The 26,039-nt window shown below is 66.9% G+C and carries 23 protein-coding genes; 13 read left to right on the forward strand and 10 right to left on the reverse strand.

Features of this window, described 5'->3' with window-relative positions; all coding sequences use genetic code 11:
* On the forward strand, positions 1-705 hold the full coding sequence (locus M5E06_RS23200; protein ID WP_252140210.1) for an amino acid ABC transporter permease: 705 nt from the start codon (positions 1-3) through the stop codon (positions 703-705).
* A complete protein-coding gene (locus tag M5E06_RS23205) occupies positions 705-1,532 on the forward strand; it encodes an amino acid ABC transporter ATP-binding protein (protein WP_286208933.1) in 828 nt (275 codons plus the stop codon). The genes M5E06_RS23200 and M5E06_RS23205 overlap by 1 nt, the downstream gene beginning before the upstream one ends.
* A gap of 54 nt (positions 1,533-1,586) precedes the next feature.
* On the opposite strand, the gene M5E06_RS23210 is transcribed toward M5E06_RS23205, so the two are convergent.
* Complete coding sequence (locus M5E06_RS23210; protein WP_252140211.1) at positions 1,587-1,853, reverse strand: Txe/YoeB family addiction module toxin; 267 nt, start codon at positions 1,851-1,853, stop codon at positions 1,587-1,589.
* The gene (locus M5E06_RS23215; RefSeq protein WP_252140212.1) at positions 1,834-2,100 is read right to left on the reverse strand and encodes a type II toxin-antitoxin system Phd/YefM family antitoxin; all 267 of its coding nucleotides are present in this window, start codon (positions 2,098-2,100) and stop codon (positions 1,834-1,836) included. The genes M5E06_RS23210 and M5E06_RS23215 overlap by 20 nt, the downstream gene beginning before the upstream one ends.
* A gap of 165 nt (positions 2,101-2,265) precedes the next feature.
* Between M5E06_RS23215 and M5E06_RS23220 the strand changes: the two genes are divergently transcribed.
* From M5E06_RS23220 to M5E06_RS23250, 7 genes are all read left to right on the forward strand, one after another.
* A complete protein-coding gene (locus M5E06_RS23220) occupies positions 2,266-2,940 on the forward strand; it encodes an energy-coupling factor ABC transporter ATP-binding protein (RefSeq protein WP_252140213.1) in 675 nt (224 codons plus the stop codon).
* Complete coding sequence (locus M5E06_RS23225; RefSeq protein WP_252140214.1) at positions 2,940-3,590, forward strand: energy-coupling factor transporter transmembrane component T family protein; 651 nt, start codon at positions 2,940-2,942, stop codon at positions 3,588-3,590. Before M5E06_RS23220 ends, M5E06_RS23225 begins: the two co-directional genes overlap by 1 nt.
* A gap of 27 nt (positions 3,591-3,617) precedes the next feature.
* Positions 3,618-4,166 (forward strand): biotin transporter BioY, encoded by a 549-nt coding sequence (locus M5E06_RS23230; protein WP_252140215.1) that lies wholly within the window; start codon positions 3,618-3,620, stop codon positions 4,164-4,166.
* Complete coding sequence (locus M5E06_RS23235) at positions 4,159-5,658, forward strand: class I adenylate-forming enzyme family protein (RefSeq protein WP_252140216.1); 1,500 nt, start codon at positions 4,159-4,161, stop codon at positions 5,656-5,658. The genes M5E06_RS23230 and M5E06_RS23235 overlap by 8 nt, the downstream gene beginning before the upstream one ends.
* Entirely contained in the window at positions 5,655-6,824 is a 1,170-nt protein-coding gene (locus tag M5E06_RS23240; RefSeq protein WP_252140217.1) for a thiolase family protein, read from the forward strand. The genes M5E06_RS23235 and M5E06_RS23240 overlap by 4 nt, the downstream gene beginning before the upstream one ends.
* On the forward strand, positions 6,825-8,060 hold the full coding sequence (locus tag M5E06_RS23245; protein ID WP_252140218.1) for an MFS transporter: 1,236 nt from the start codon (positions 6,825-6,827) through the stop codon (positions 8,058-8,060).
* Positions 8,061-8,293: 233 nt separating this feature from the next.
* The gene (locus M5E06_RS23250) at positions 8,294-9,472 is read left to right on the forward strand and encodes a hypothetical protein (RefSeq protein WP_252140219.1); all 1,179 of its coding nucleotides are present in this window, start codon (positions 8,294-8,296) and stop codon (positions 9,470-9,472) included.
* A 55-nt stretch (positions 9,473-9,527) separates the two neighbouring features.
* On the opposite strand, the gene purT is transcribed toward M5E06_RS23250, so the two are convergent.
* Positions 9,528-10,697, reverse strand: a complete 1,170-nt coding sequence (gene purT / locus M5E06_RS23255; protein ID WP_252140220.1) for a formate-dependent phosphoribosylglycinamide formyltransferase — start codon at positions 10,695-10,697, stop codon at positions 9,528-9,530.
* A 251-nt stretch (positions 10,698-10,948) separates the two neighbouring features.
* On the opposite strand from purT, the gene M5E06_RS23260 reads away from it, so the two are divergent.
* On the forward strand, positions 10,949-11,323 hold the full coding sequence (locus M5E06_RS23260) for a hypothetical protein (protein ID WP_252140221.1): 375 nt from the start codon (positions 10,949-10,951) through the stop codon (positions 11,321-11,323).
* A gap of 4 nt (positions 11,324-11,327) precedes the next feature.
* Here the strand turns inward: M5E06_RS23260 and M5E06_RS23265 are convergent, their stop codons facing one another.
* The 5 genes from M5E06_RS23265 to M5E06_RS23285 all read right to left on the reverse strand — a co-directional run bounded on the left by M5E06_RS23265 (position 11,328) and on the right by M5E06_RS23285 (position 20,717).
* Entirely contained in the window at positions 11,328-11,603 is a 276-nt protein-coding gene (locus M5E06_RS23265; RefSeq protein WP_109153614.1) for a DUF5985 family protein, read from the reverse strand.
* Positions 11,603-11,872: a DUF5985 family protein gene (locus M5E06_RS23270; protein ID WP_199230977.1), complete on the reverse strand. Its 270-nt coding sequence runs from the start codon at positions 11,870-11,872 to the stop codon at positions 11,603-11,605. The genes M5E06_RS23265 and M5E06_RS23270 overlap by 1 nt, the downstream gene beginning before the upstream one ends.
* A gap of 113 nt (positions 11,873-11,985) precedes the next feature.
* The gene (locus tag M5E06_RS23275; protein WP_109153612.1) at positions 11,986-12,360 is read right to left on the reverse strand and encodes a hypothetical protein; all 375 of its coding nucleotides are present in this window, start codon (positions 12,358-12,360) and stop codon (positions 11,986-11,988) included.
* Positions 12,361-12,426: 66 nt separating this feature from the next.
* Positions 12,427-14,805, reverse strand: a complete 2,379-nt coding sequence (locus M5E06_RS23280; protein WP_252140222.1) for a PAS domain-containing hybrid sensor histidine kinase/response regulator — start codon at positions 14,803-14,805, stop codon at positions 12,427-12,429.
* Positions 14,802-20,717: a hybrid sensor histidine kinase/response regulator gene (locus M5E06_RS23285; RefSeq protein WP_252140223.1), complete on the reverse strand. Its 5,916-nt coding sequence runs from the start codon at positions 20,715-20,717 to the stop codon at positions 14,802-14,804. The genes M5E06_RS23280 and M5E06_RS23285 overlap by 4 nt, the downstream gene beginning before the upstream one ends.
* 557 nt (positions 20,718-21,274) lie before the next feature.
* Here M5E06_RS23285 and M5E06_RS35660 point away from each other — a divergent pair.
* The 3 genes from M5E06_RS35660 to msrQ all read left to right on the forward strand — a co-directional run bounded on the left by M5E06_RS35660 (position 21,275) and on the right by msrQ (position 23,221).
* Entirely contained in the window at positions 21,275-21,406 is a 132-nt protein-coding gene (locus M5E06_RS35660; protein ID WP_286208934.1) for a hypothetical protein, read from the forward strand.
* A gap of 97 nt (positions 21,407-21,503) precedes the next feature.
* Positions 21,504-22,451, forward strand: a complete 948-nt coding sequence (msrP, locus tag M5E06_RS23290) for a protein-methionine-sulfoxide reductase catalytic subunit MsrP (protein WP_136703506.1) — start codon at positions 21,504-21,506, stop codon at positions 22,449-22,451.
* A 14-nt stretch (positions 22,452-22,465) separates the two neighbouring features.
* Positions 22,466-23,221 carry a protein-methionine-sulfoxide reductase heme-binding subunit MsrQ gene (gene msrQ, locus M5E06_RS23295; RefSeq protein ID WP_502802006.1) on the forward strand — a complete coding sequence of 252 codons (756 nt, stop codon included), beginning with the start codon at positions 22,466-22,468 and terminating at the stop codon, positions 23,219-23,221.
* On the opposite strand, the gene M5E06_RS23300 is transcribed toward msrQ, so the two are convergent.
* Both M5E06_RS23300 and M5E06_RS23305 read right to left on the reverse strand, forming a co-directional pair.
* Positions 23,133-23,810 carry a dienelactone hydrolase family protein gene (locus M5E06_RS23300; protein WP_252140225.1) on the reverse strand — a complete coding sequence of 226 codons (678 nt, stop codon included), beginning with the start codon at positions 23,808-23,810 and terminating at the stop codon, positions 23,133-23,135. The genes msrQ and M5E06_RS23300 overlap by 89 nt on opposite strands.
* A 171-nt stretch (positions 23,811-23,981) precedes the next feature.
* Positions 23,982-26,006, reverse strand: a complete 2,025-nt coding sequence (locus tag M5E06_RS23305; protein WP_252140226.1) for an AsmA family protein — start codon at positions 26,004-26,006, stop codon at positions 23,982-23,984.
* Between the last annotated feature and the right edge of the window lie 33 nt (positions 26,007-26,039).

A 26,039-nucleotide genomic window follows, 5' to 3' on the forward strand; every position in this document is an offset into this window, starting at 1 on the left:
ATGTTGGACCTTTCCCTTCTCGTCCAGTACGGCCCGGCGCTGCTGCGCGGCTTCGGTGTCACCATCCTGTGCTGGGCAGCCGGCTGCCTGATCGGCATGGCGCTGGGCTTCGTGCTGATGCTGCTGCGGCAAGTGCCGGTGAAGCCGCTGCGCTGGGTCATCCGCGCCTATATCGAGGTGATCCGCGGCACGCCCTTCCTGATCCAGCTGTTCCTGCTCTACAGCGGCGGCCCGTCCATCGGCCTGCGGCTGGAGGCGACGACCGCAGGTATCCTCGGCCTCGGCATCTACGGCAGCGCGTACTTCGCCGAGATCTTCCGCGCCGGCTATCAGGCGGTGCCGAAAGGACAGGTGGAGGCGGCGCTCAGCCTCGGCATGTCCTACGGCTCGATCCTGCGCCGGGTGATCGTGCCGGCGATGCTGGTGTCGACCATCCCGGCCATCGTCAACATGATGGCGATCCTGACTAAGGAGACGGTGGTGCTGTCGATCATCACCGTGCCCGAATTGATGTACGAGATGCAGACGATGGCGGCGGAGACCTTCGCCACCTTCGAGACCATCCTGGGGATGGCGCTGTTCTACTGGCTGCTGGTGGAGGTGGTGTCGCGCCTGGGCCGCCGGCTGGAGGCACGCGTCACCCGTTTCCTGACCCATGCCTCGCCGCAGGGGTCGTCGACCGAGACTGCAACCGCGAGGGCGTGATGACCGCCGTTTCCCAAACCGCCACCCCGTCGCGTTCCCCGACCGCCGCCGATGCCGTGCCGATGGTCTCGATCCGCGGTGTCGGCAAGAGCTTCGGCACCAACGAGGTGCTGCGCGACATCGACCTGACGGTCAACAAGTCGGAGGTCGTCTGCCTGATCGGCCCCAGCGGATCGGGCAAGAGCACGCTCCTGCGCTGCATCAACTTCCTGGAGGTCTACGACCGCGGCGAGATCCGCATCGAAGGCAGGCTGGTCGGCTATACTGAGGATACGCCGCGCCGCCGCCTGTCGAACCGCGACCTGCGCAGCCTGCGCCGTAACGTCGGCATGGTGTTCCAGCAGTTCAACCTGTGGCCCCACATGACCGCGCTGGAGAATGTGGCGGAGGCACTGGTGCAAGTCCGCGGCATGGACAAGGCGTCGGCAGCCGCGCATGCCGGCCGGATGCTGGACCGCGTGGGTCTGGCCGCCAAGGCCGACAGCTACCCCGCCCGCCTGTCCGGTGGTCAGCAACAGCGCGTCGCCATCGCCCGCGTCATCGCGATGGAACCCCACCTGATGCTGTTCGATGAGCCGACTTCGGCGCTCGACCCCGAACTGGTGGGCGAGGTGCTGCAGGTGATGCGCGATCTGGCCGCCGACGGCATGACCATGGTGGTGGTGACCCACGAGATGGGATTCGCCGCCAACGTCGCCGACAAGGTCGCCTTCCTCGACCGCGGCCGCATTGCCGCCTTCGGCACCCCGCGAGAGGTCTTCCACGAATCCACCGAACCGCGGGTGCAGCAGTTTTTGCAGACCTACCACGAGCGGAACAGCTTCTGATCCCCGCTCGCAGATGAAGAAAGGCCGCCCACAGGGGGCGGCCTTCATGGCGGCTCAATAATGATACCGGCAGGCGAGGATTTCGAGTGCCTGGGCGTCGCCGCTTCCGGTCACCCGATAGACCAGCCGATGTTCGCCCGTGATGCGGCGCGACCACCAGCCGGCAAGCCCCTCCTTCAATGGTTCAGGCTTGCCCAACCCAGAAAAAGGGTTCCGCTCCGTGTCGCGGATCAGGTCGTTGACCTTCTTCAACACGGCCCGGTCGTTTTTCTGCCAATATAAGTAATCCTCCCAAGCGCCGTCAGTCCAAACCTTCTTCATTCAGAATGTCTCGCTCGATGCCTTTGCCAGCATCAAGTTGGGCGATGCCCTTGAGCAGCCGTTCCGCGTTCTTGGGGATTTTCAGGAGATGAAGCGTCTCCATCAGTCCCTCGAACTCTTCCTCGGAAATCATCACCACCGACCGTCCCTTCTGACGGGTGACGGTCAACGGCGCACGGCTGTCACAGACCTCGTCCATTACGCTGGCAAGATTGTTCCTGAGGTCGGTGTAGCTGATGTGTCCCATATCGCAGTACTTTACCTTGGCCGGAGTAAAGCATTATGTACAGAAACATGGACAGAGGTCAAGGCCTCCCCACAGCGATGCTCCCCCTGGCACCCCGCCCGCAAACCCGCTAAGAACCTTTCGCACGCGCAATAGAACTGCAATGCGAAAGCCCCGCGCCCGTCGATGATCGAACTCCGGTCCGTCACCCACGCCTATGGCGACCGTCCCGTCCTGCACGATTTGTCGCTGCAGCTGACGGAACGGCGCATCGCCATCCTCGGCGGCAACGGCTCGGGCAAGAGCACGCTGGCACGGCTGCTGAACGGCCTGATCGTGCCGACCGCCGGCACCGTCACCGTCGACGGGCTCGACACCCGCAGCGACGGGCGCACTGTGCGCCAGCGGGTCGGCTTCGTCTTCCAGAATCCCGACACCCAGATCGTCTATCCGACGGTCGAAGAAGACATCGCTTTCGGGCTGAAGGCGCGCAAGCTGCCGAAGGACGAGATCGCCCGCCGTGTCGCCGGGGCACTGGAGCGCTACGGCCTCGACCGCTACCGCCACCAGCCGGCCCACCAGATGAGCGGCGGCGAGAAGCAACTTCTCGCCATCGCCGGTGTGCTGGTGCTGGAACCGGCCTATGTGATCTTCGACGAGCCGACCACCCTGCTCGACCTGCGCAACCGCCGCAAGGTGATCGAGTTGGTGCGCGGGCTGCCGCAGACGGTGATCGTCGTCACCCACGACCTCGACATGGTCAGGGACTTCGACCGTGTGCTGGTGCTGGAGGATGGCCGCGTCGTCGCCGATGGCCTCCCGGCGGTCACCGTGCCGGCCTATATCGAGCGGCTCGGCTGATGCTGGGACTCTACCTGCATCGGGAGTCGGTCATCCACCGCCTGCCGGCGGGGGTGAAGCTGGGCGGGCTGCTGCTGGTGACGGTGGCGGTGCTGGCTCTGCCCGGTGCCTGGGGAGCGCTCGCTGCAGCTCTGATCGGTGCGGCGGTGCTAGCGGCGGCGCGGCTGCCCACCGGACGGGTGCTTGCGGAGTTGCGGGCGCCGGTCGTCATGCTGACCCTGCTGTTCGGCTTCCAAGCCCTGCTGGCCGGCGGCGGCTGGGAGGAAACGGCCGTCGCCGTCGCCCGCTTCGCCGCTCTGATCCTGCTGGCGACGCTGGTCACGCTGACCACCCGCGTCATGGATATGGTTGATTTGTTCGAGCGGCTGTTCGGCCTGCTGCGCCCGGTCGGGGTCAATCCGGCGAAGATGGCGCTGATGCTGGCCCTGACCATCCGCTTCATCCCGCTGCTGGGCGAGCAGGTGCACGAGGTGCGGATGGCCCAGCGCGCCCGCGGCGTGGAACGCAACATAGCCGCCTTGTTCGTTCCGCTGCTGGTCAAGATCCTCACCATGGCCGATGATCTGACCGCCGCATTGGAAGCGCGCGGCTACGACCCGGCCGATACCGGGACCAAAGTTACCGGGACCAAAAACAGCACTCAACGATAAAGACACCAGCCGAAGGAAGCGTCCGCCATGTTGTCCACCCGCGACCTCGTCCTCTGCGCCCTGTTCGCCGCCCTGCTGGGCGGGCTTGGCATGGCGCCGCCGATTCCGCTCGGCTTCCTGCCGGTTCCGATCACCGCGCAGACGCTGGGTATCATGCTGGCCGGCACCATCCTGGGCGCCAAGCGCGGCGGCATCGCTGCCCTGCTGTTCGTGCTGCTGGTCGCGGCCGGACTGCCCCTGCTGGCCGGCGGGCGCGGCGGCATCGGCGTGCTGATGGGGCCGACAGGCGGCTTCGTGCTGTCCTTCCCGGTGGCCGCCTTCGTCACCGGCTGGCTGGCCGAGCGTTTCGCCACCAACGCGAACCCGATCCGCCTGTTCGCGGTCAGCGTGCTCGGCGGCATCCTGGTCGTCTATGCCGGCGGCATTCCCTGGCTGTGGCTGGTTGCCGGCCTGCCGATCGAGAAGGCGCTGTTCGGCTCGCTGGCCTTCGTGCCGGGCGACCTGATCAAGGCCGGTGTCGCCGCCGTCGCCGCCTCGGGCGTCCGCCGCGCCGGCATCCTGCCGATCCATGCCTGATCGAATGGCGCCTGACCGGCTCTCTTTGGCCGGCGGCTATACCGGGACGGACAACCTCGCCCGCCCTTTCGCACTGTCCGCCGACCGGACGCCCGGCCATCCTGCGCTGGTCTTCGGTGACGAGGTGGTGTCCTACGGCACCCTGCTCGACCAAGTGCGGCGGGTCGGTGCCGGGGTGGCCGCCCTGCGCCGGGACGGTGGGCCGCCGCGTGTGGCGCTCAGCCTCGGCAACCGGGCGGAGTTGCCGGCGCTGTTCTTCGGCATCGTTGCGGCCGGCGGGATCGTCGGACTGCTCGACCCGAAATGGAGCGCCACGCAGACCGCCGCAGCCCTCGACACCTTTCGCCCCGACCTGCACCTGACGACGGACACCGTTTCCGACTGGATCGCCAATCAAGCGGCGGGCTGGAGCATCCCCGCGATCGATCCGAAAACGCCCTTTCTGGTCGGTTTCACCTCCGGCACCACCGGGCGACCGAAGGCCTTCATCCGCAACCAGGGCTCCTGGCTGGCGACGCTGGAGGCGAGCCGGGTGGAGTTCGGCATCGGACCCGATGATGTCGTCCTGGTGCCGGGACCACTGGTTCATGGTCTGGGCCTCTATGGCGCAGTGGAGGGGCTGTCGGCCGGCGCCACGGTGCGGGTACAGCCGAAATTCGACGCAACGGACGCTGCAGCGCAGTTGGCGGAGTGCGGGGTCACCACGCTGGTGGTGGTGCCGACGATGCTGGTCGGCATCCTCGACGCGGCGGAGCGTGACGGCCGGCGTTTCCCCGCCCTGCGCCGGGCGGTCTGTTCCGGCGCCAAGCTCGCCCCCGCGGTGCATGATCGGCTGGCCGCGCTCTGCCCGGATGCCGCGGTGCTGGAGTATTACGGCGCGTCGGAGTTGAGCTTCGTCAGCCTGCGCTCGTCACGCGAGGGTGCCCCCACCGACAGCGTCGGCCGCCCCTTCCACGGAGTGGAGCTGAGCCTGCGCGACGATAACGGCAATCCGGTTGAGCGCGGCCAGCCCGGCACCGTTTGGGTGCGCAGCGGCATGCTGAGCGACGGCTATCTCGGCACCACCGACGGCGCCGGCTATCGCGAGCAGGACGGCTGGGGCACGGTGGGCGATTACGGCTGGATCGACGGCGACGGCTGGCTGCGTCTGGTCGGCCGGGCCGGGGACATGGTCATCACCGGCGGCCTGAACGTCTACCCGGCGGAGGTCGAAGCGGCCCTGCGCGCCCACCCCGCGGTGTCGGAGGCAGTGGTGTTCGGCCTGCCCGACCCCTATTGGGGCGACGCCCTGTCCGCCGTCGTCTGGTGGCGCGGGAGCGGACGCGCCTCGCTCACCGAGCTGCGCGGCTGGTGCCAGGAGCGGCTGGAAGCCTACAAGGCGCCACGACGGGTTTTCGCGGCGGCCGACATGCCCCTGACCGGCAGCGGCAAGATCGCCCGCGCCGATGTCCGTGAGCGGGCAAGAGCCGGCGGGCTGGAGGTGGTGGAATGAGCAACCGCCCGATCATCGTCGCCGCACGCCGTACGCCCGTAGGCCGCATCGGCGGTGCCCTGCGCGAGCTTCCCGTCGAGGACCTCGCCGCCCCGGTCATTCGTGCCGTGCTGGCCGACACCGGCATGGACCCGGCGGAGGTGGACGAGGTCCTGCTGGGCAACGCGGTCGGTCCCGGCGGCAATGTCGCGCGGCTGTCGGCGCTGGCCGCCGGCCTGCCAGTATCGGTGCCCGGCGTTACGGTGGACCGGCAGTGCGGATCGGGGCTGGAGGCGGTCAACCTCGCAGCCCGGCTGGTGCAGTCCGGCGCCTGCGACGTCGTCCTCGCTGGTGGGGTGGAGAGCACCAGCACCGCCCCTTGGCGCGTCGCCAAGCCGTCCAGCCTCTACCGCAGCCCGACCTTCTACGACCGCGCCCGCTTCGCTCCCGACGAGATCGGCGACCCGTCGATGATCGAAGCGGCGGAGAACGTCGCCGCCGCCCACGGCATCGACCGCGCCCGCCAGGACCGCTACGCTCTGGACAGCCACCGCAAGGCCGTCGCCGCGCAAGCCGCCGGACGGTTCGACCGCGAGATCGTGCCCCTCACCCTCCGCGACGGCCGCATCATCGACCGCGACGAATGCCCGCGCGTCGACACCAGCCTCGACCGGCTGGCGGCCCTGCGCCCCATTCTGCGGCCCGACGGCACCGTGACCGCCGGCAACGCCTGCCCGGTGAATGACGGCGCCGCCGTGGTGGCCGTGGTGTCGGAGCGGAAGTTCCGCGAACTCGGCCTGACCCACGGACTGGCGGTGGTCGACAGCACCGCGGCAGGGGTGGACCCGAAGCTTCTCGGCACCGGCCCGATCCCGGCGGTGACGAAGCTTCTGGCCCGCAACCCCGGACTGTCCGTCACCGACATCGACCTCGTCGAGTTCAACGAGGCCTTTGCCGCTCAGGTGCTGGCCAGCCTCGACGCGCTCGGCATCGACCCGGCGCGCGTGTCGGTCGGTGGCGGCGCGCTGGCGCTCGGCCATCCCTATGGCGCGTCGGGGGCCATCCTGGTGACGCGCCTGTTCACCGAGCTGCTGTTCCCGGCGGCGGGCACCACGCCCCGCAGGGGCCTCGCCACGCTCGGCATCGGCGGCGGGCTGGGGCTCGCCACACTTCTGGAGCCAGTTTGAATGACCAGCGCCGCCACGACCGGAGATAGTTTCCGGTCGGCTTTCCGTCACCGCGCTTTCGCCCTGTTCTGGAGCGCGCGGGTCTGTTCGATGCTGGCAATCCAGATGCAGGTGGTGGCGGTCGGCTGGCAGGTCTATGCCATGACCGGCGACCCGCTCGACCTCGGTCTTGTCGGGCTGTTCCAGTTCCTGCCCACCCTGGCGCTGGTTTTGGTGGCCGGCCATGTGGTCGACAACAACGACCGCAAGACGGTGCTGTTCGGCGCCCTGTCGGTCGAGATGGTCGCCGTGGCCGCCCTGTTCCTGCTGACCATGGCCGGCGGGCTGTCACCCCACGCGATCTTCGCCGTGGTGGCGCTGATCGGCCTCGCCAAATCCTTCGAGGGGCCGGCCAACCAGGCGATCCTGTCGGCGACGGTGCCGGTGGAGGACCTTCCCAACGCCGTCGCCTGGCAGTCGTCGGGCGTGCAGGTGGCGCAGATCTCCGGCCCGGCGCTGGGCGGCCTTCTCTACATCGCCGGCCCGGCGGCGGTCTACGGCGTCAGCACGGCGATGCTGGTGCTGTCGGTCCTGCTGATCGCCGCCTGCCGGCCACGCCCCGTCACCATGACCAAGCGCGCCATGAGCCTGACCAGCATGCTGGCCGGTGCCGCCTTCATCCGCAGCCGGCCGGAGATCCTGGGCGCCATCTCGCTCGACCTGTTCGCGGTTCTGTTGGGCGGCGCGACGGCGCTGCTGCCGATCTATGCGCGCGATGTGCTGTTTGTCGGGCCGTGGGGCCTCGGCCTGCTGCGCTCCGCCCCGGCGCTGGGGGCGCTTGCCATGGCGATGGTCATCACCCGCTGGGGCGTGAAGCGGCATGCCGGGCGCTGGATGCTGGTGGCGGTGGCCGGGTTCGGCGTCGCCACCATCGCCTTCGGCCTGTCGGCCGATCCGGTGCTGTCCTTCATCGCCCTGTTGGCGGTCGGTGCCACCGATCAGGTCAGCATGTTCGTCCGCCAGACGCTGGTCCAGCTCTCCACCCCCGATGACATGCGCGGCAGGGTCGGCGCCGTCACCTCGCTTTTCATCGGTGCCTCCAACCAGTTGGGCGAGTTCGAATCCGGCAGCGTGGCCGCACTGGTCGGCGCAGTTCCGGCGGTGGTGCTAGGCGGCGTCGGCGCGGTCGGTCTGGCCGGCCTGTGGGCGGCGATGTTCCCGGCCCTGCGGCGGGTGGACCGGCTGTTGGGGCGGTAGACGCATCCACACGCCGCAAGCGAAATCCACTCGTACGCTCTCGACATTCTAAGATTGCGCATTTACCCTTTTGAGCATGCCCTAACGGTCACCGCTTCCAACCGGTGGCATGAAGGCGACCGTAGAACGGGATACGCGATGGTGACGCAGGGCACGGCGACGCCGCCCCTGAGATCAGCTGCTGCAAAACATCCACTTAGCCATACTTCCATCGGATTTCTCGAGGCCCCGGAATGACCACTGTCGTCGCGAATGTTTCGATCAATTTATCGGGGTCTGGAGATACCGCTGGTATCGTTTACGACAACTATTCCCTCCTTACGCAAAATTCTTCGCAGATCGCGTTCCGTTATACACTGAACGGGGCACCGGTGATGGACATTACCGTCAACGGGTCGTTCAACATCACCGATTACAATGCGTCCGGAAGGATAACTTCCATGTCAGCGACCCTGCCCGGCGGGGCTCCACTGCTGTCGTTCAGCAATGCCAACATCAGCTTTTACAGCCTCTACAGCCTGTCCTATGCGCTGACCACCCAGAACATCCTGTCCGGTAGCGACCAAATCTTTGGATCGTCCTATGCCGACACGCTCTATGGATACAACGGAAACGATTATATCGGCGGCGGCGGCGGTGATGATCTCATCAGCGGCGGGTATGGAGTCGATACGATCGACGGAGGTGACGGCTTCGATACGGTCATCTCCAGCCAGAGCTATGCGCCCAACAAACTGATGAGCTACGGCGGCCAGTCCGCAATCATCGATCGCCTCAACGGTTCCGATCTGATTCGGAATGTCGAATATATCCGGTTTTCCGACCGCACGGTCTCAGCCTCCAGCGCGACCGCCTTCGACGCGATGAGCTATCTCGCGGCCAACCGCGACTTGGCGGCCGCGTTCGGAACCGACGGTACGGCTGCCTTTTTCCATTACGCACAGACCGGGCACCTCGAAAGCCGGTCGACGACGTTTGATGCCGCCGGCTATCTGGCTGCGAACCGCGATCTTGCTGCTGCCTTCGGCACGAACACTGCGGCCGCGACGGAGCATTACATCACTTTCGGCCGGTTGGAAGGGCGCAGCACGACGTTCAACGCCATGAGCTATATCGCGGCGAACCCGGATCTGATCCGGGCCTTCGGCACCGACACGACCGCCGCGGCTTTGCATTACGCCACGAGTGGACGCCTGGAAGGTCGAACGATCACTTTCAATGCGGCGGCCTATCTGGCACGCAATCCCGATGTGCAGCGTGCCTTGGGCTCCTCCGAGGCGGCTGCGGCCACCCACTACGTCACGTTTGGCTATCGCGAAGGGCGTTCCACCGTCCCGCTGACCACCACGGGACGGGCGGCCCCGATGCTTGAGTCCGACGCCATGTCCGGAACGCTGGCAGCAATCTCGTAAGTGGACGCGCGGCGGGCGGCGGGCATCCACTTTGCCCGACGCATCGCCTGACGATTCACTGATACCGGATCGTCACCTTGTCCGCAGCCTGCTTGGCCCGCGCCCGTGCATCGTCGGTATCGGTCCCGGTGGCCAGCGCCACGCCCATGCGGCGGTTCTTGCGGGTGGTCGGCTTGCCGAACAGCCGGACGTCGACCTCCTGCTCCGCCGATCCCAGGCTCAGCGCCTCGGCCAACCCCTCGATGCGGAAATTCTCCGCCTCGCGGTCGGCCAGGATGACGGCCGACGCCGACGGAGCACGGCAGATGATGTTCGGGATCGGCAAGCCCAGGATGGCGCGGGCGTGCAGTTCGAACTCCGACAGGTTCTGCGACAGCAGGGTGACCATGCCGGTGTCGTGCGGGCGCGGCGACAGTTCGGAGAAAATCACCTCGTCGGCCGTCACGAAGAACTCGACGCCGAAGATGCCGTAGCCGCCGAGATTGTCGACGACGCGCGCGGCCATCGCCTTGGCGTCGTCCAGCATCGCCTGCGGCATGGCGACCGGCTGCCAGGATTCTTGGTAGTCGCCGCGCTCCTGCCGATGGCCGATCGGCTCGCAATAGAGGATGCCGTCGCGGGTGCGGACGGTCAGCAGCGTGATTTCGTACTCGAAGGGGACGAACTCCTCGACGATCACCTTGCGGCGGTCGCCGCGCATATTCGCCACCGCATAGTCCCAGGCGGCCTCCAGCCCGGCAGCGTCCTGCACCGTGCTCTGCCCCTTGCCGGACGACGACATCACCGGCTTGACGACGCAGGGGAACCCGGTGTGCTCGGCTCCGGCGCGTACCTCCTCCAGGCTTTCGGCATAGCGGTAGCGCGAGGTGCGTAGGCCCAGTTCGGTCGCGGCGACCTCGCGGATGCGGTCGCGATTCATCGTCATGGTGGCGGCGCGGGCCGACGGGACGACGGTGGTGCCGGCATCCTCGAACTCGTGCAGCACCTCGGTGCGGATCGCCTCCACCTCCGGCACGATATAGTCGGGGCGGTGCTTGGCGTTGGCCGCGCGCAGGGCGTCGGCGTCCAGCATGGAGAACACCTCCGCCGCATCGGCGACCTGCATCGCCGGGGCGTTGGCATAGCTGTCGCAGGCGATAACCTCGCAGCCCAGCCGCTTGGCCGCGATGACGAATTCCTTGCCCAACTCCCCGGAGCCGAGCAGAAGGATCCTGGCGGTGAACATCCACGCACTCCCCATATTGGCGACAGCAGCCCGACCATAGGGCTTCCCGCCGGCCGGGCCAAGCCCCGCCGCAATCCTTTCGTATGCACCCGCGGGGCTAAAGCAGAGCGGAATAAATATTTCGAAAATGAAATTATAATGGCATCGGATGAAAACCGCCGATCATGTGTTCATGCGTAAATGAAGCCCTATTCCGGGAGGCGGCGATGGAAACGGTGGCACGGCGCGGAGTTTTCGGTGGCAGAACCGTGATGGCCGCTTGCTTGGCGGCGTCGCTGGCCTTACCCGGCTGTGCCGGCAGCGGCAACGACGACATGGCGGGCGCCCTGCTGATTGGCGCCGCTGTGGTCGGGCTGGGCGTGCTGGCCGCCACCGCCGGCGATGACGACGACGATGGCGATTACAACCGCGGCCGGCACCATCACCGGCGCGGCGGCTACGACAATGGCGGCTATTATGGCAACGGCTACGACACCGGGTACCGAAGCCGGGGTCACGGCGGCTACAGCCGCTATGCCGGCAACGGCCGGTGCGACGATGCGCGCTACCGCACCTCCAACGGCGGGCGGGCGGAGGCCGGCAGCGACGAATGGGACTGCCGCCGTTTCGGCGACGGCCGCAAATGACCGGTCAGCGCCGCCGTCCCTCCAGATTCTTGCGAGCGATGCCGGCGATGATCAGCAGGAAGGCCAGCAGGCGCAGCACATAGACCCAGCTCTGCTCCTCCCGCTCCAGCCCGCCCAGCGCCAGCACCACCTGATTGATCGCCAGCAGCGCAAAAGCCAATGCGAAGCTGGCGAACAGCGCATCGCGCGTCCGCCTCCAGAAGCTGAGGAAGAACATCCCCGCGACCGCATACAGCGCCGCCAGCGCCCCGGTGAAGAAACTGTAAGTCGTGGGCAACATCACTCGGCATCCCAGATGAAGCCGTACAGCAGGATCCCGACCCCGGCCAGCGCGGAGAGATGGCGGAACGGCAGCAGGTCGACCTCCGTCGGCAGAACGACGACATCGATGAACAGCAGCAGGTTGTTGATCGCCAACCCGACGAAGCACAGCGTGCTCCACAGCAGCAGGCGGCTGTGCGACCGCAGGTAACTGCGCAGCAGCAGCACCATGCACAGCAGGCTGGCGGCGAAACACAGCAGATAGACCGCAGACTTCAGGACATCCATGTCAGCGCCCTTCTTTCCCTCTCCCCGGCGGGGAGGGGAGCCGATGCGGGCCGGGTATATCCATAGCGAGTATAGCCATTGTCGAAACAGCCATCGTCTCTGTCCAATAAATCTCAGTCATTGAGGCGGAACCTGAAGGAGTCGGCGAAAACCTGCACCTTGTTGCCGGGTGCCGCGAAGATCTCGCGGATGATGGCGGACGGACGGGTGGCATAGGCCTGCGCGATCTCCTCCACCCATTTGTCGAGGATCGGGGCGGCGGGCTGGTAACGGTGACTGCCGTCCGCCAACGCCACCAGAAGCCCGGCCCCGAGAAAGCCGCCCAGCGCCTCCTGAACCACGACATCGCTGCCGCGCAACTCCCTCACGAGGTCGCCATTCGACCAGTCTCGATCGGGATGTCTGCGCAACAGCAAAAGCAGTTCCAACGCCCAGACGGATCGAATGGAGCTTCTGAGCAGGGTTAGCGCGTCGTCGGACAAAACCATGAACCGGAACCTGACCTGATATGCACAACCGGCGGCGTGGGACGGCGCCGCCCTCGATCCCCCTCATCATCCCCGGACGGCCTCCGCCGGGGCGAGAGGGGCCTGCAAATCCAGCGCGCGCCGCAGGGCACGGGCCAGAACGCCGTCGCGGTAAGGCTTCGGCAGCGTTTCCGCCCGGCTCAGCACGGCCCCCAGCACGGCACCGGGATCGGCGGCGCTGCCGGTGTCGGCGGACGCGCCGGCCTCCGGTTCCGGCGCACTGGTTCCGTTGGCATAGCCCGACGCGAACAGCACCCGCAGCGAGGGATGGCGGCGCAAACCCTCCAGCGCCAGTTCGCGCCCGTTCAGCCCGCCGGGCATCACGATGTCGGTGAACAGAAGGTCGACCGGCTGCCGATCCAGCAGGGTCAGCGCCGCTTCCGCCCCGTCGGCTTCCAGCACGCGGTATCCCAGCGCCGTCACCGCCTGGACGGCGACCGCCCGCACGTCGGCGTCGTCATCCACCACCAGCACCGTCTCGCCTCGGCCGGCGAAGGCTTCGTCGGCACCGTCCTCGTCCGGAGTTGGGCTTTGCAGGGCGTCCATCGTCGCCCGCGGCAGATAGAGCCGGAAGGTGGTGCCGGCACCGGGGGTGCTGTCGATGCCGATCAGCCCGCCCGACTGCTTGACGAAGCCATGGATCATGGCAAGGCCGAGTCCGGTGCCCTTCCCCGTTTCCTTGGTGGTGAAGAAGGGTTCGAAGGCGCGTTCCAGCACGTCCGGCGGCATGCCGCATCCGCTGTCCGACACTGACAGCAGGATATAGTCGCCCGCCGGAACCGACATGCCGTGCGCCGTCTGCGGCTCCTCGAAGCGGGTGTTCGCGGTACGGATCCGAAGGGTGCCGCCGCCGGGCATGGCGTCGCGGGCGTTGATGACGAGGTTCAGCAGAGCCGATTCCGCCTGCGAGCGGTCGACCGAGGCGATCCACAGCGGCTCGGCATCGGCCGGCGGCGCCTCGATGGCGATGGCAACCGCCCCGCCCAGCGTGCGCTCCATTAGCTCGCCCATGCCGGCGACCAGTGCGCCAAGATCCACCGGCTCCGGGTGAAGCTGCTGGCGCCGGGCGAAGGTCAGCAGCCGCCGCGTCATGTCGGAACAACGCAGCGCCGCCTGCAGCGCCATCTCCGCCCGCCGCGCCGCCTTGGGATCGTCGGCGAGGCCGGGGACCAGACGCTCCAGGCTGCCGATCACCACCATCAGCATGTTGTTGAAGTCATGGGCGATGCCGCCGGTCAGCCGGCCGACCATCTCCATCTTCTGCGCGTGGGCGAGCTGCTGCTGGGCCTGGCGCGTCTCGGTCACGTCCATGATGGTGCCGAACAGCTCGGTCGGCACGCCGTCCTCGTCGCGCACGACGACCGCCTGATCCAGCAGATGGCGCTCGCCGCCGTCCGGGCCGCGCCAGCGGTATTCCACCATGGTCAGCCCGGTCTCGTGGACCGACTCCAGCTGACGCAGGACGCGGTTGCGGTCGTCCGGATGCAGCCCGCGTTCCCAGAATTGCGGATCCTCGATGAAGCGGGATGCGGGGCAGCCCAGCACCGTTTCCGTGGTGTCCGACAGGTAGCGGAACGGAATGCCCGGCGTCAGGTCGGCGGTGTAGAGCACGATGGGAAGCTGGCCCAGGATCAGCGCCTGCCGCTCCTCCGACCGGCGCAATGCCTGTTCGGCCTGCCGCATCTCGCGCCGCACCCGCTCATTCTCGTCCAGCAGGCGCTGCTTGGCCTCGACCTCGCGCTTCACCTCCTCGGTCTTGCGGTAGAGATCGACGAAGACCGCCACCTTGCATTTCAGGATCAGCGGGTCGACGGGCTTGAACATGTAATCCACGGCGCCGGTGGTATAGCCGCGGAAGATGTGCGTCTCGTCCTTGTTGATGGCGGTCAGGAAGATGATCGGGATGTGGCGGGACTTCTCGCGCAGGCGGATCAGCTCCGCCGTCTCGTAGCCGTCCATGCCCGGCATGTGGACGTCCAGCAGGATCAGCGCGAAGTCCTGCCGCAGCAGATGCTTCAGCGCCTCCTCCCCCGACCGGGCGAGCACCAGTTGCGCCCCCAGATCCTCCAGCGTCTCGCGCACGGCGAACAGGTTCCGCGGGTCGTCGTCGACGATCAGGATCGCGACGTCCGCCTTGTCGGGCTGGGGATTCGAATCGCTGGTCATGGTTCCGCTTTCCCATCCCGCGGGGACGGCAGCCGGGCCGGAGGACGGTGGCACCGGCGTCACGTCGGGTGCAGGGGCCGCCGGCAGAAGCGTCTGGCGAACAGCGCCCTCGCCGGGCATCGGGACGCTGGTGGTGCCGAGCAGGGTGGACCGGCGAACCGGAGGCACCGGACTGGCGGGCGGCGGGACGAAGGGGGCACGCCGCCCCCTCCGCGCCGTCTGGAGCTTGCGCCGGGTCATGGCTGCACTCCGCCGCGCGGCTGCGGCCGGTTGCCCTTGGCGGTCCAGATCCGCAGCAGCGACAGCAGATGGTCGATGTCCACCGGTTTGGCGATGTAATCGGTGGCGCCGGCTTCGATGCATTTGTCGCGGTCGCCCTTCATCGCCTTGGCGGTGACGGCAATCATCGGCAGTCCGCGGAACTCCTCGATGCTGCGGATGGTGCGCATGGTCTCATAGCCGTCCATCTCCGGCATCATGATGTCGACCAGCACGACGTCCACCTCCGGATCGGCACGCAGCCGCTCGATCCCCTCGCGCCCGCTTTCGGCATGCAAGACCTCGATCTTGTGGGCCTCCATCACGCTGGCGAGCGAGAAGATGTTGCGGATGTCGTCGTCGATCACCAGCACCCGCTTGCCGGCCAGCGCCGGGTCATGCTGGCGCAGATCCAGGATGCTGCGCCGCTTCTCGTCGGGCAGCCGGTCGACGGCACGGTGCAGGAACAGCGCCGTCTCGTCCAGCAGCCCGGCCGGCGAGCGGGCGCTCTTCAGCACCACCGTCTCGGCCAGCCGGCGCAGCCGCGCCTCGTCCTCCGGCGCGATGTCGGCGGCGACATAGACCACCACCGGCATCCAGGCGAGCGTGTCGCGGGTGCGCAGCCATTCGATCAGTTCGAAATCGACGGTTACCGGTCCGGGCAGGGTCGGGCTGGACAGGTCCAGCACCATGCAATCGAAGCGGTCGGCCGTCAGCGCCGCCATCGCCGCCTCGATCGAGGTGACGGTGTGGGTCTCGACGTCGCCGTTGCCGATCAGGGCGGCGACGGCGCCCGGCTGCGGGCTGTCCTTCTCCACCACCAGCAGCTTGCGGTGGTCGCGCTCCTTGAAGCTCTTCACCCGGTTCAGGGCGTCGAAGATCGCCTCGCGCTCCACCGGCTTTTCCGAATAGTCGAAGGCGCCCATCGACAGGCCGCGTCGGCGCTCGTCCTTGGCGGAGATGACGTGGACCGGGATGTGGCGGGTCTGCGGATCGCGCTTCAGCAGGTCGAGCAGCGCCCAGCCGTCCATGTCCGGCAGCCCGATGTCGAGCAGCACGGCGTCCGGCCGGTATTTGCGCGCCAGCGGCAGCGCCGCCGACCCGCCGCTGGACAGGATGGTGCGGAAACCCTTCTCCCGCGCCAGATCGAGCAGGATGGAGGCGAAAGTGCTGTCATCCTCCACGATCAGCACCACCGGTTCGCCGGGGCGCAGCTTTTCACGGTCGTCACCGCCCGGCGGCATGTCCAGCAGAGCCAGCCCCTCCTGTGGGCCGGACGCCACCACCGGCCGGGTCGCCGTGTCCGTCCGCTTGGGCAAAAGCCCGGCCGGCGCCGGGGAGGTGCCGATCGCGGGGGTGCCGAGCGGAGCGGCGGGTTCCGCGATGGTGTCGAAGCTGCGCGGGACATACAGGGTGAAGGAGCTGCCCTTGCCGGGCGTGCTGGAAACGCGGATTTCGCCGCCCAGCAGCCGGGCGATCTCGCGGCTGATCGACAGCCCCAGTCCGGTGCCGCCGTATTTGCGGCTGGTGGTGCCGTCGGCCTGCTGGAACGCCTCGAAGATGATGCGCTGCTTGTCCTCCGGGATGCCGATGCCGGTGTCGGTGACGGTGAAGGCCAGCACCGACGATGCCGCATCCAGCGTCGGGTGCGCCGCGCTCCAGCCCTCGGTCGCCGGGGCGACGCGGAAGGTGATGCCGCCGCTCTCGGTGAACTTGAAGGCGTTGGACAGCAGGTTGTTCAGCACCTGGGCCAGCCGCTTCTCGTCGGTCTGGACGCTGGCGGGCAGCGCCTCGTCCATTTCGATGGTGAAGTCCAGCTTCTTCTCCTGCGCCAACTGCGCGAAGGTGCGCTCCACATGGTTGCGCAGGTCGCCCAGCACGACCTCGCCGATTTCCAGCGTCACCGTGCCGGATTCGATCTTCGACAGGTCGAGGATGTCGTTGATGAGCCCCAGCAGGTCGGATCCGGCCGAGTGGATGGTGCGGGCGAACTCCACCTGACGGTCGGACAGGTTGGTGTCGGGGTTGTCGGCCAGCAGCTTCGACAGGATCAGCAGGCTGTTCAGCGGCGTGCGCAGCTCGTGGCTCATGTTCGCCAGGAACTGCGACTTGTATTTGGAGGTCAGGGCAAGCTGTTCCGCCTTCTCCTCCAGCGCCGCCTTGGCGAGCACGACCTCGCGGTTCTTGCGCTCGACCTCGATGTTCTGCTTCTCCAGCTGTTCGGCCTTCTCCTCCAGCGCCTCGTTGGTGGTGGTCAGCTTTTCCTGCTGGGCCTTCAGCAGCTCTTCCGACTTGCGCAGCGAGGCGGCCTGCTGTTCCAGCCGCTCGTTGGTGGTCTTCAGCTCTTCCTGCTGGCTCTGCAGTTCGGTGGTCAGGCGCTGCGACTGCTTCAGCAGACCTTCGGTGCGCATGTTGGCGGCGATGGTGTTCAGAACGATGCCGATGCTCTCGGTCAACTGCTCCAGGAAGCTCTGGTGCGTCTCGCTGAAGCGGCCGAAGCTCGCCAGCTCGATCACCGCCTTCACGTCGTCCTCGAACAGCACCGGCAGGACGATGATGTTCAGCGGCGGCGCCTCGCCCAGGCCGGAGCTGATCGACACATAGTCGCGCGGCACGTTGGTCAGCAGGATGCGCTTCTTCTCATAGGCGCACTGCCCGACCAGACCTTCCTTCAGGTGGAAGCGGTTGGACAGGTTCTTGCGCTCCTTCAGGGCGTAGGAGGCGACCAGTTCCAGCAGCGGCTCGTCGCGGTCGCGAGTGGCGACGTAGAAGACGCCGTGCTGCGCGTTCACCAGCGGCGCGATCTCCGACAGGATCATGTTGGAGACGGTGACCAGATCGCGTTCGCCCTGCAGCATGCGGGTGAATTTCGCGAGGTTGGTCTTCAGCCAATCCTGTTCCGCATTCTTCAGCGTCGTATCGCGAAGATTGCGGATCATCTCGTTGATGTTGTCCTTCAGCGCCGCGACCTCGCCCATCGCCTCGACGGTGATGGAGCGGGTCAGGTCGCCCTTGGTCACCGCGGTGGCGACCTCGGCGATGGCGCGCACCTGGGTGGTCAGGTTGGCGGCCAGCTGGTTCACGTTCTCGGTCAGGTCCTTCCACAGGCCGGCAGCGCCCGGCACGCGGGCCTGACCGCCCAGCTTGCCTTCGATGCCCACCTCGCGCGCCACGTTGGTGACCTGATCGGCGAAGGTCGCCAGCGTGTCGATCATGCCATTGATGGTGTTGGCCAGCGCCGCGATCTCGCCCTTGGCGTCCACCGCCAGCTTGCGCTTCAGGTCACCGTCGGCGACCGCGGTGACGACGCTGGCGATGCCGCGCACCTGACCGGTCAGGTTCGCCGCCATCATGTTCACATTGTCGGTCAGGTCCTTCCAGGTGCCGCCGACGCCCTCTACCTTCGCCTGACCGCCCAGCTTGCCTTCGGAGCCCACTTCGCGCGCCACGCGCGTCACTTCCGAAGCGAAGCTGTTCAGCTGATCCACCATGGTGTTGATGGTGGATTTCAGTTCGAAGATCTCGCCCTTCACGTCGACGGTGATCTTCTTCGACAAATCGCCCTTGGCGACCGCGGTGGTGACTTCGGCGATGTTGCGGACCTGACCGGTCAGGTTCGCCGCCATCATGTTCACGTTGTCGGTCAGATCCTTCCAGGTGCCGGCAACCCCCTTCACCTGCGCCTGACCGCCCAGCTTGCCCTCGATGCCCACCTCGCGCGCCACGCGGGCGACTTCGGAGGCGAAGCTGTTCAGCTGGTCCACCATGGTGTTGATGGTGGATTTCAGCTCAAGGATTTCGCCCTTCACGTCGACGGTGATCTTCTTCGACAAGTCGCCGTTAGCGACCGCCGTCGTCACCTCTGCGATGTTGCGGACCTGACCGGTCAGGTTGGTCGCCATCGCGTTCACATTGTCGGTCAAATCCTTCCAGGTGCCGGCAACCCCCTTCACCTGCGCCTGACCGCCCAGTTTTCCTTCCGAACCCACTTCCCTGGCGACGCGCGTCACTTCCGAAGCGAAGCTGTTCAACTGATCCACCATGGTGTTGATGGTGGATTTCAGCTCCAGAATCTCGCCCTTCACGTCGACGGTGATCTTCTTCGACAAATCGCCATTGGCGACCGCCGTCGTCACCTCTGCGATGTTGCGGACCTGACCCGTCAGGTTGGTCGCCATCGCGTTCACGCTATCGGTCAGGTCTTTCCAAGTGCCGCCGACGCCCTTCACCTGGGCCTGACCGCCCAGCTTGCCCTCGGAGCCCACTTCTCTGGCGACGCGCGTCACCTCCGACGCGAAGCTGTTCAACTGGTCCACCATCGTGTTGATGGTGTTCTTCAGTTCAAGGATCTCGCCCTTCACCGGCACGGTGATCTTCTTGGACAGATCGCCGTTGGCGACGGCGGTCGTCACATCGGCGATGTTGCGGACCTGACCGGTCAGGTTCGCCGCCATCAAGTTCACGCTGTCGGTCAGGTCCTTCCAGGTGCCGCCGACGCCTTCCACGCGCGCCTGACCGCCCAGCTTGCCTTCCGAGCCCACCTCTCTTGCGACGCGCGTCACTTCCGAGGCAAAGCTGTTCAACTGATCCACCATGGTGTTGATGGTGGATTTCAGCTCCAGAATCTCGCCCTTCACGTCGACGGTGATCTTCTTCGACAGGTCACCCGTCGCGACCGCCGTGGTCACGTCGGCGATGTTGCGGACCTGACCGGTCAGGTTCGCCGCCATCATGTTCACACTGTCGGTCAGGTCCTTCCAAGTACCGCCGACACCTTCCACCTTGGCCTGACCGCCCAGCTTGCCTTCGGAGCCCACTTCGCGCGCCACGCGCGTCACTTCCGAGGCGAAGCTGTTCAGCTGGTCCACCATCGTGTTGATGGTGGATTTCAGCTCCAGAATTTCGCCCTTCACGTCGACGGTGATCTTCTTCGACAAATCGCCCTTGGCGACCGCCGTCGTAACCTCCGCGATGTTGCGGACCTGACCGGTCAGGTTTTCCGCCATCATGTTCACGTTGTCGGTCAGGTCCTTCCAAGTACCGCCGACACCTTCCACCTTGGCCTGACCGCCCAGCTTGCCTTCGGAGCCCACTTCGCGCGCCACGCGCGTCACTTCCGAGGCGAAGCTGTTCAGCTGGTCCACCATCGTGTTGATGGTGGATTTCAGCTCAAGGATTTCGCCCTTCACATCGACGGTGATCTTCTTCGACAAATCGCCCTTTGCGACCGCCGTCGTCACCTCCGCGATGTTGCGGACCTGACCGGTCAGATTGGCCGCCATCACGTTGACGTTCTCGGTCAGATCCTTCCAGGTGCCGGCAACCCCCTTCACCTGGGCCTGACCGCCCAGCTTGCCCTCTATCCCGACCTCGCGCGCCACGCGCGTCAGTTCAGTGGTGACGGTGACAAGCTGCTCAACCATGGTGTTGACGTTGCGGGCGGTGCGCAGGAACTCGCCCTGCAACGGGCGGCCTTCGATCTCCAGCGCCATGGTTTTGGACAGGTCGCCCTTGGCGACGGCGCCGATGACGCGGGCGATTTCCGTCGTCGGCTGGATCATGTCGCCGACCAGCGTGTTGATGCTGTCGACGCAGGTTTCCCACCCGCCGGAGGCGTTGTTCAGCTTGGCGCGCTGGCTGATGCGGCCTTCCTTGCCGATGGCGACGCTGAGCCGGCTGGTCTCGGTGGTCAGGTTGTGGTTCAGCTCGACCACGTCATTGAAAGCGGCGGCGATCTCGCCGTCGATCCCGGTGAGGTCGAGCGGCAACCGCACCGAGAAATCGCCCTTGCGCAGTTGTCGCAGGGCCATCAGCAGAACCTTCGGATCCAACGCGTCCGCCGTCTCGACCATCGCCGTCATGCCGTTCCCCAATCCGCGCGCCGAGCCCACCATGGACCGCGCTCCGCCCATCCCCGAAATCGCTCTGTAAAACCGCTCTGCTGTGCGGTGGAAGAAAACGCAAGCCAACACAACCGGAATGCCGAATGCCCGCAACAAGGCTGTGCGTACATCGCCCCAGTCCGAAGATTGACTGCGCAGTCCTACAGCCCCGCACGATGAAGTAAAGGCGATTCCGGTCAATTTAGCCTTTCGTAGGCGGCGCGAATTCGTGCGGAAGGGTTATGCCTATGACTTATGACGGAGAGGGCCGGTTCTTGCGCTTGTCCGGCTTCATCAGCTCGTTCATTCAGCCGATTGACCATTGCGCATCGAGAGGGTGCCGGAACGATTCACCCGCCGTCATCGTTAAGGTTCCAACCCACGGCGGGTCTTTCCGGCACCGGCCGCCTCCCGCGGGGCAAGACAACCCGACCTTCTTCACAGCCCGGGGCTTGGCCATGACTCTGTGGACATTTACCATGCAGGCTTCGATGTGCTGCATGTTCTCTTGGATGCGCGCCTGCCACCAAGGCGTGGCCTTGGCCCATTCTTTCGCCGGAATGCCCGGATTGCCGATCCTCAGCCCGCCACGCCCGCCGGCCGACGTGCTGCCCTTTCCGGCGCGGCGCGCAGCGCGCGGCGGCGGGTTCGGCGGTGCATTGGGCGGACCGGCGGTGGTGATCCCGCTGGGCCGGCGCTGACCGCCCGTTCACGCAATCGTGTAGACCCCGTGATTTGCCGTCGGCCGGCTGCGGACCTATGGTTAGTGGCAGGAATGGTCCGTTCGGGAGAGGGTCGATGCTGTTCAATTTCCCCACCGCGTCGCAGGCGCGCGAAGACGAGGTGACGCCGCGGGAGCTTTTCCTGTCGCGCCGCAGCCTGATGGCCGGTGGCGCCGCCGCGATGGCGCTGGGCAGCCTGCCGGTGTGGAGCGGCAACGCGCTGGCAGCAGCCTTCGAGGCGCCGACCACGATCAAGCCGGCCGATCCGAAGTTCGATCCGACGACGCCGATGAAGTCGGCCACCACCTATAACAACTTCTACGAGTTCGGCACCGGCAAGAGCGATCCGGCTGAGAATGCCGGCACGCTGAAGACGCGCCCGTGGGAAATCGCCATCGGCGGCGAGGTCGCCAAGCCGATGACCATCGGCATCGAGGACATGCTGAAATTCCCGATGGAGGAGCGCATCTACCGCCTGCGCTGCGTCGAAGGCTGGTCGATGGTGATCCCCTGGGTCGGCTTCCCGCTTGCCGAGCTGCTGAAGCGGGTGGAGCCGACCGGCAACGCCAAATACGTCGCCTTCCAGACCCTGAACGACCCGAAGCAGATGCCCGGCCTGCGTTCCTGGGTGCTGAATTGGCCCTATACCGAGGGGCTGCGGCTGGACGAGGCGATGCACCCCCTGACCCTGCTGGCCGTCGGCATGTATGGCGAGGTTCTGCCCAACCAGAACGGCGCGCCGATCCGGCTGGTGGTGCCGTGGAAGTACGGCTTCAAATCGATCAAGTCGATCGTCAAGATCACGCTGGTGAAGGACCAGCCGCCGACCGCCTGGAACAAGGCTCAGTCGAGCGAATACGGCTTCTATTCCAACGTCAATCCGGAGGTCGACCACCCGCGCTGGAGCCAGGCGACGGAACGGCGGGTCGGCGAATTCTCCCGCCGCAAGACGCTGCCCTTCAACGGCTATGGCGAAGAGGTCGCGTCGCTCTATGCCGGGATGGACCTGAAGGCGAATTTCTGACCATGCCCGCTCCCATGGCCACCGCAGGCGGCGTCGATTGGCGCGCCGCCGCCAACGCCGCCCTTGTGTCCCGCTGGGCCAAGCCGGTCGTCTTCACCGCCGCCCTGGTTCCCCTGGTCTGGACCGTCTGGCTCGCCTACACCGGCGAGTTGGGGGCGGAGCCGGTGCTGGAAAGCGTCAAGGCCAGTGGACTCTGGGCCCTGCGCTTCCTGCTGATCGCGCTGGCGCTGACGCCGCTGCGCATGCTGACGGGGCTGGCCGGGCTGGCGCGCTTCCGCCGGATGCTGGGGCTGTTCGCCTTCTTCTACGCCTGCGTCCACCTGTCCACCTACATCGGGCTGGACCAGTTCTTCGACTGGGCGGCGATCTGGAAGGACATCGTCAAGCGGCCCTACATCACGGTCGGCATGGGCGCCTTCCTGATCCTGACGTCGCTGGCTGCCACCTCCACCGACGGCATGGTCAAGCGGATGGGCGGCAAGAACTGGCGCGCCCTCCACAAGGGTGTGTTCATTGCCGGGGTGGCCGGCTGCCTGCACTTCATCATGCTGGTGAAGGGCTGGCAGACGACGCCGTTGATCTACGCGCTGATCTGCATCGGGCTGCTGGCCTTCCGCCGCTGGCCTATCCGGCTGGGATCTCATAAGGACAGGCGGCGGAAGGAAGCTCGGCAAGCTCCGGTCAGAACACGGCCCGCAGCAGTCCAACGGTCCGGCGAAGCGCCAGCACCGCACTTTCCGGATGGAAGCTCCCCCGCTCGTCGCAGTTGAAGCCATGGCCAGCCGGATAGACATGCACCGGCACCCACGGATAGCGCGCGCTTACCCCCTCGGCGACCGACAGCGGGATGGCGTGGTCCTGCTCGCCGAAATGAAGCAGGGTCGGCACGCGCGGGGCGCTGTCCAGCGTCTTGCCGATCTCCCCGCCGTAATAGCCGATGGCCGCGCGCACCGGCAGAGCCGCCGCCGCCGCCCAGGCGATGCTGCCGCCCCAGCAATAGCCGACGATGGCGGCCGACCCGTCACCGCCCAGATAGGCCAGCGCCGCGGCGACGTCCTGCAGGGCATCGGCGGTCGCGACCGCGCCCTTCAGCGCGATGCCCCTCTGGATGCCGGCATCGTCATAGGGCAGTTCCACCCCGCGTTCGGCCCGGTCGAACAGGTCCGGCGCCACGGTGGTGAAGCCCTGCTGGGCAAAGCCGTCGCAGACGCTGCGGATGTGGTGGTTGATGCCGAAGATCTCCGGCGCCACGATCAGGCGCCCGATCTCCTCGCCCTTGGCCGGCGCCCGATAGGCGCGCAGCCGGTGGCCGTCCGCCGCCGTCAACTCGATCCAGCCGGCGGTTGATGCGTCACTCATGTCCCGAACCCTCATCTTGCGAGACCGTCCTGGCGGTCATTGCCCAGGATCATAAGGCGCTGGACCGTCACGGCAACTGGCGACAGGGCAGCGGACCGCCGCGATGGTCATATCCGCCCTTCCGTTCGTATTATTGCCCCATCACGCTGCGGATTCCGGCCTCCGGGCGCTTCACCGGCCGAACAGGTCCTTGAGGGCCGGAGGCAACTGACCGCCCGGAATCGGCAGGGGGAGGTTTCCTGCCGGCTTGTCAGCCTTGCCGGAATTGCCCGAGCCGAGGACGCCGCCGAGGATGTCGGCCGGAGAGGCGCCTTCCTTCAGCCGCCTCACCGCCTCGGCGGCCCTCGCCGGGTCCTTGATGGCGGACAGGGCGACCCCGCTGAAATCGGGCTGGATCGAAGGTGCGCCGAAGCTCCCCGTCACCAGGACGGGGACCGTCACGCCGGTTTGCTGGAACTGCCCGCCCTGCCCCTTCAGGCTCGACGTCACCGTCGGTTCGAGGCGGAGGTTCAGCCGCCGATCCGGCAGCGACACCGTGCCTTGTCCCTCCACGCGGAAGATCGGCGCCAGCATGCGCAGGTCGCCGGTGCGGGCCACGCCGTGATCGAGGCGGAAATTGCCCCCGAACTCGGCGAAGTCGGTTTCCCGTGCCGCGGCCTGCATCTGCCCGGTGGCGGCGGCGACCGGATCGCGCAGGATGGCCGCGATGTTGATCCCCCGCAGCGCGCCGTCGCGGAACAGGATATGGGCCGTCCCCATCAGGGCGGACACCAGCGCCTTCTGGCTGCCGCCGGCCGAGGTCACGTCGATGACCAGCGCGGTGGTGCCGCGGATCACGTTGGTCCCGGCGAAGGTCGCCAACACCTGTTCGGCCTGAAGGCCGTTGGCGGTCATCTTCAGCGCATAGCTCGCCGGCTGCTTCGTGGCGTCCACCCTCAGGCCGCTGCCGGTATGGCCGCCGAAGGCGGGAAGGTCCGGCGCATCGACAACCAGAACGCCGTCCCGAAGGGTGATGGTGGTCCGGGTGGGCCCGATCCCGATGCCCCGGATTCGGGTCCCCTTGCTGTCGACAACCGCGTCCAAGTTCAGACGCCGCAACGGTGAAATGTCGATCGGCTCGTCGCTCCATCCGGCGTCCGCGGAAGCGGGCGCGGGTCCCTGGGCCGGCGCAGCCGGGGCGGGGGCGGGAAGAAAGCGGTCGAGGTCGATCGGATCGACCGACGCCCGCAGCGTCACCGCCGGCACCTTGCCCGACCAGTCGGCTTGCACCGCACCGCTGGCCTTGACGTCGTCGAGCGCCAGATTGAAATCGTCCAGCGACGCCTGCGGCCCACCGAGGCCGGCCTTGCCGGTGAGATGGACCGTCCGCACCGGCAGTGTCCCGGCGTTCGGAACCCCGAGCCAAGCCGCCAGTGCGGTAACGTCAGGCACCGACGCCGTCAGCGGCCCGCCGGTGCGCCCGTCGGCCTCCGGTTTCGCATCCAGCTTGACCTCGAACAGGTCGGATGCCAGCCGACCGCGTGCCGCCGTCGGCTTGCCTGCGGCCAGCGCGCGGGGGGAGTCGACCTGGACCATCAGGGTCAGCGCACGGCCATTGACCGCGGCATGGCCTTCGATATGAGCCGGCGTATCGAGATCGGGCATCGCCACGACCAGCGACCCATCCGACAGGGCGATGGACTGGCCGGACCGCTGGTCGGTGTAGCCGGCCGCCACATTGCCGATGCGGACGTCGCCCAAGCGCAGGTCGGGAAGCTCTTGGGGCTTCTGCCCTTGCGGGCCGGCAGGCTCATTGCCCTTACCGGCGCCCTGGCCGCCAAAGTCCCAGTTGCCGCGCCCTCCGGCATCCACCACCAGATTGGTCCGCAGGCCATCGACATGCAGACGCTCCAGTTCGATCGTGCCGTGCAGCAGGGGCCACAGCGGCATTTCCAACTCGGCGTTCCCGACCTCGACCATCGGCGGGCGTCCACTGCCGGGCACATCGGACAGGGCCGCCGATGCGACCGCCGCTTTCAGTCGCGGGAATAGCGATACCGAGGCGATCCGGAGATCGAGATCGCGGCCGGTGCGCTCCTTCACCGCCGCGGCGATGCGCTGGGCAATGAAATCCCCGGTCAGGACAAAGGGCAGAGCGGCCACCGCGACGACGACCATACCGACGATGACGGCCAGTGCGATCAGCAGCTTTCTCATGACGCCCCCCCTTTGCCGCGGAGAGGGCACCGC

The sequence above is a fragment of the Azospirillum sp. A1-3 genome, from assembly GCF_023806445.1.
In the GTDB taxonomy this organism is placed as follows: domain Bacteria; phylum Pseudomonadota; class Alphaproteobacteria; order Azospirillales; family Azospirillaceae; genus Azospirillum.